Genomic DNA, 5,273 nt, shown 5'->3' on the forward strand with positions numbered 1-5,273 from the left:
ACGTTTCAGCATCCCTTTTGTCCACATGCTCCAACCCCAGCGTTCTTTATTGCTCACCAAGTGCTCGTTCACCGCGTCGCGGCGGTTCAGGAGCAGCATTTTGTGAATATCAATTTTAACCGGGCACACCTCGGTACACCTGCCGCACAGGCTTGATGCATAGCTCAGATGTTTAAACTCGGCCATGCCTTTTTCATGCGGGGTAATGATGGAACCTATCGGGCCGCTATAGGTAGTATTATAGGTATGTCCACCAATGTTTTTATAAATGGGGCAAGCGTTTAAGCAAGCGCCACAACGGATACAGTACAGGCCCTGCCGCTGTTCTTTTTGAGCCAGCAGATTGGTGCGCCCGTTATCCAGCAAGATCACATACATTTCGTCGGGACCGTCGGTTTCATCGGGTTGGCGGGGGCCGCTTAAAATGCTGTTATAAACAGTAAGGTTTTGCCCTGTACCATGTGTAGAAAGCATGGGCCAGAACAGGTCAAGATCGGTAATGGATGGTATCACCTTTTCGATGCCCACTATAGCAATATGAACTTTTGGGAATGTAGTACATAAACGGGCATTGCCTTCGTTTTCGCTAATGGCTATGCTGCCGGTATCGGCCAGTAAAAAGTTAGCACCGGTTATGCCTATATCGGCCTGTAAATATTTATCACGCAGCAATTCGCGCGCTTTCAGCGTAAGCTGTTCAGGAGTGGCATCGGGAGGGGTACCGAAGCGCTCGTGAAAAAGTTTGGCAATGTCCTCTTTACTGAGGTGCATGGCCGGGGTAACGATATGGTAAGGCTTTTGGCCCAGCAACTGCACAATGTATTCGCCCAGGTCGGTTTCCAGCGATTCAACGTTGTTACTTTCCAGGAACTCATTTAGATGAATTTCTTCCGTAACCATTGATTTTGATTTGACAACTGTTTTGGCATTAACTTTTTGAATAATGCTCAGGATTTCGCGGTTGGCTTCTTCGGCATCATTGGCCCAGATCACCTTGCCACCGCGTTTTTGGAAATTGGCCTCAAACTCGGGTAAAAACTTATCCAGGTTCTCCATCACCTTCCACTTGATCACATGCCCCTTGCGTTTAGCATTATCCAGGTTAATGATACGGGAAAGCCCACGCGTTACCGCAGTGTTATACTTATCAATATTATTATTAATAATACGGCGGTGATCAACATCAAACGCCTTTTCTTCCGAGGCTACCAAAAACTCTTCCGCAGTGCTTCCCATATAGGCGAAAATAAGATTTTTTTTAGTTAAAAGTTTTGAGTGATGGGTTTTAAGTTTAATGTAGCGGCCTACCCGCAAAACGCATCACTATGCCTATGTTGGTGACAATACCAACATAGGCATGGAGCCTACTCGAAAAACTCATTACTCAAAACTTAACACTTAAAACTATTCTGATGTTTTCCCGTCAACCACCGGGCGTTTATCGCGGTTGGCCAGTTCCCAGCCGGTGTAAAATACCAGTTGCGCGCGTTTAGCCAGCAGCGGGAAGTTGATTTTACTTACCTCGTCGCCAGGTTGGTGGTAATCGTCATGCACGCCGTTAAAGTAAAATATAATAGGTACGCCGTGTTTGGCAAAGTTGTAATGATCGCTGCGGTAATAAAAACGGTTCGGATCCTCAGGATCATCATATTTATAATCCAGATGCAGTTTGGTGTAAGTGTTGTTTGCCTGCTCACCAATTTCATGCAACTCTTTGCTCAGCATAGACGAACCGATAGCATACACATAATTACCAGAATCAGGTTTACCGATATACTCATACCCCACGCGGCCGATCATATCAATGTTCAGATCGGTAATGGTATTGCTTAACGGAAATACCGGGTGCTCTGAATAGTACTCAGAACCCAGCAGGCCTTTTTCTTCGCCCACATTACCTAAAAACAAAATGCTGCGGCGTGGGCCATGCCCGTCTTTTTTGGCCTGAGCAAATGCACGGGCAATTTCCAGGATGCCGGTAGTACCCGAGCCGTCATCATCGGCACCATTGTTCACTTTATCTTTGGCCGATGCATCGGGGTTTAAGCCGATATGATCATAGTGCGCAGAAAATATGAGCACCTCGTCTTTCAGATCGGTACCGGGCATGTAGCCCAGCACGTCAACCGCTTTTACATCGGTTTTGGCGGTAATATAGCTTATGGCTACTGTACTTTTTATAGTGGTGGCATTGGAGGCCGCCTTTAATTCATCATAAGATTTACCAGTTGGTTTTACCAGTTCGTTAGCCAAGGCTGTGGTGATGTTAAACAGCGGTGCATTGGTTCCAGCCGGTTTAGCAGGTGCATCCTTAACCGTTAACCGAGGACTAACAACGCTCCTTCCAAAACGACCAAGCGCTTCGGCAATGCCCGGGTTAGCTGCCAGTATAGCTGCCGGACTTTTGCTTTGCAAAAATTTAATGGTTTTGGTGCGGCTGGCTGTTAACCTGTAGCTGGTATTGGGTTTAGCGCCATCCTGGGGTTTATCCTCATTTATCCAGAGTAATACTTTACCTGTAAGGTCGGTAGTGCCTACTTCAGTTTCGGTTCCGTAGCCTACAAATACAATATCATTAACATTGATGCTGTTATCAGGGTAGGCGCCGTTTAAAAAGAAATCCTTTCCATATTCAACAGTTTTACCATTAACCGTAAATACCGTTACTTTCAGTGCGTTTTGAGTTAGCGGTACGTTTAAAAAGTACGATCCGTTTACCGGGGCCTGCAGTCCTAACCTTTTAAATTCGGCAGCTATATAGTTCGCGGCCTTTTCAGCGCCGCGGGTGCCGGTTTCACGACCCTCAAACTCGTCTGATGCTAAAATACTGAGGTGCCTGCGGGCATCATCGGCAGTAATGAGCGAGCCATATTTTAACGCTTTTTGGTTTTGCTGGGCACAGGCATTAAATGCTAATGCGGTGGATAATGCCCATAGTGAAATCTTTTTCATTTTATGATGTTTGGTTTAGTTCAACGTTTAGCAGGCAATTTTACCAACACGTGTAGCATGACGGCCGCCTTCAAAGTCAGTATTTAAAAAAGTATCAACAATTTGGCGCGCTTCATCAATAGTTATAAAACGGGCTGGGATACATATAATATTAGCATTATTATGCATGCGGGCCAGCTGGGCCAATTCGGTATTCCAGCAAATGGCGGCACGGATACCCTGGTGTTTATTGGCGGTTATAGCTACGCCATTGGCACTGCCGCAAACCAGTATCCCCAGGTCAAACTCGCCGCTTTCAACCGCCGAGGCTACAGGATGCGCGAAGTCGGGATAATCTGCCGATGTATCAGAATAGGTACCAAAATCTTTAAGTCCGGCAGACGACAAGGCTTCCTGTAAAGCTTGTTTATAATCAAACCCGGCATGGTCGGCACCAATAGCAATCTTTAACCCTTGTTTCATATCCCTTATACTATAATTATAATTAAAGGCTAAAAGTAAATATTTTGCGGGATATGGGATAAAGGACATTTGACCATAAGACTTCAGGACGAAAGGATTTAGGATCAAAAGCCTTCGCCATTTTGGCTAAAGCCTAAAAATCTTTATGCGTAATCCGTTGGCTAAAACCAACGGCAATGACTGATAATAAGTATTTATGTTTGGATTGCTCCCAGCAAATTATTGCCAATTAATAAAACGAATCGCCCCTGAAACAGCTTGTTCATCATCAAAAATTATAAGTTGAGCAGATTTAGCAGGTGTTCGTCAATGAACAACGCGTTGTAGCGAAACCGGACAGTTGAATTTTAAAATTCTATTCAAGTTTCTTTTAATGAGATAGTTATAAAAACGGCATTGCAAATGTAATAAACCGGATTAAATATACATTTTAGTTATAACACTGAATCTGAGTGTTTTTTAAATATAGCTTATGTTCAAAAATTATCTAAAAACAGCCTGGAGAAACCTGATCGGTAATATCAGTTTTTCTGTAATCAATATCCTTGGGCTTGCTATCGGTATGGCCAGCGCCATTATGATCTTGCTCTGGATACAGAACGAAGTGAGCCATGATCGCTTTCATGAAAAGAAAGACCGGCTTTATGTTGCCAATAACCGAGATAAGGTTAGCGGTGAGCTATGGGCATGGAATACTACTTGCAAGCCATTGGCACCTGCCTTAAAGCAGAACTATCCGGATGTTGAAGATGCGGTAAGGGTAAACGATTACCAGACGTTCTTGTTTACGGTTGGCGATAAACACATGAATATCACCGGTGCCGTTGCAGACTCCGGTTTTTTAAACATGTTCAGCTTTAAGCTGATTGCAGGTAATACTGATGCTCTGAAAGATAATAATTCAATCGTGGTTACCCAAAAAATGGCTGTCAAGCTATTTGGTAACGAAGATGTAGTGGGTAAAACGGTGAGAATTGACAGTGCGGATAACTTTACGATAACCGGTGTGCTTAAAGATCTGCCTAATAATACGGTGTTCAGTTTCGAGTATTTAATTCCCTGGTCTTATCTGAAAAAAATCAATCAGGACGATAATAACTGGAATAATAACTCAGTTAAAACATTTATTCTTTTGAAACCCGGAATTTCACAAGCCTCTTTTGATGCTAAGATCAAAAATATTACGATAAATCATACTAAAGATGGCGACAAATCAACCACGCAAGTATTTACTCAGCTCTTCAGTGATACCTGGCTTTATTCCGATTCAGATAACGGTGTTTATGTAGGTGGCCGGATAGAACGGGTAAAACTATTTGCAATAATTGCAATTTTTATTCTACTGATTGCCTGCATTAATTTTATGAATCTCAGTACAGCGCGTAGCGAAAAACGTGCTAAAGAAGTTGGAATTCGTAAAGTTGCAGGAGCTACCAAAAAGTTGTTGATACTCCAGTTTATCGGCGAAAGTGTTATCCTTTCTTTTTTGGCAGGTATATTGGCCATCATTATTGTTGAACTGAGCCTGCATGGTTTCAATCAACTGGTGGGGAAACAGCTTTATATAGATTTTTCCAATGCGATGTACTGGATTTTTGCCATACTATTCGTATTGTTTACGGGGCTGCTTGCCGGAAGCTATCCCGCATTTTATTTGTCGTCCTACCAACCGGTAAAAGTTTTAAAAGGCACCTTTACTGCTGCAGGTTCGGTGATAACGCCCCGGAAAATATTAGTTGTATTGCAATTTACCTTTGCTATTGCGCTTATTATATGTACGATCATCGTACAACATCAAATAAAATTTGCACAATCACGCGAAACAGGCTACGCCCGCAACAATCTCATCTATGTGAACC

4 protein-coding genes are annotated in these 5,273 nt (G+C 43.3%); 1 reads left to right on the plus strand and 3 read right to left on the minus strand.

Features of this window, described 5'->3' with window-relative positions; genetic code table 11:
• From AAGC65_RS24710 to rpiB, 3 genes are all read right to left on the minus strand, one after another.
• Nucleotides 1-1,236: LutB/LldF family L-lactate oxidation iron-sulfur protein (locus AAGC65_RS24710; RefSeq protein ID WP_343115134.1), on the minus strand; the 1,236-nt coding region annotated here is incomplete at its 3' end.
• Between the two features lie 168 nt (nt 1,237-1,404).
• Nucleotides 1,405-2,952, minus strand: a complete 1,548-nt coding sequence (locus AAGC65_RS24715; protein ID WP_343115135.1) for a M28 family peptidase — start codon at nt 2,950-2,952, stop codon at nt 1,405-1,407.
• A 27-nt stretch (nt 2,953-2,979) separates the two neighbouring features.
• A complete protein-coding gene (gene rpiB, locus AAGC65_RS24720; RefSeq protein ID WP_343115136.1) occupies nt 2,980-3,414 on the minus strand; it encodes a ribose 5-phosphate isomerase B in 435 nt (144 codons plus the stop codon).
• A 472-nt stretch (nt 3,415-3,886) separates the two neighbouring features.
• Here rpiB and AAGC65_RS24725 point away from each other — a divergent pair.
• Nucleotides 3,887-5,273, plus strand: a 1,387-nt coding sequence (locus AAGC65_RS24725) for an ABC transporter permease (protein WP_343115137.1), incomplete at its 3' end; no start/stop codon positions are given.

This window comes from Mucilaginibacter sp. (assembly GCF_039207105.1).
Lineage (GTDB): Bacteria > Bacteroidota > Bacteroidia > Sphingobacteriales > Sphingobacteriaceae > Mucilaginibacter.

Coding starts and splice junctions, on each gene's coding strand:
- rpiB (WP_343115136.1), bottom strand. CDS start 3,414: ATGAAACAAGGGTTAAAGATTGCTATTGGTGCCGACCATGCCGGGTTT.
- AAGC65_RS24715 (WP_343115135.1), bottom strand. CDS start 2,952: ATGAAAAAGATTTCACTATGGGCATTATCCACCGCATTAGCATTTAAT.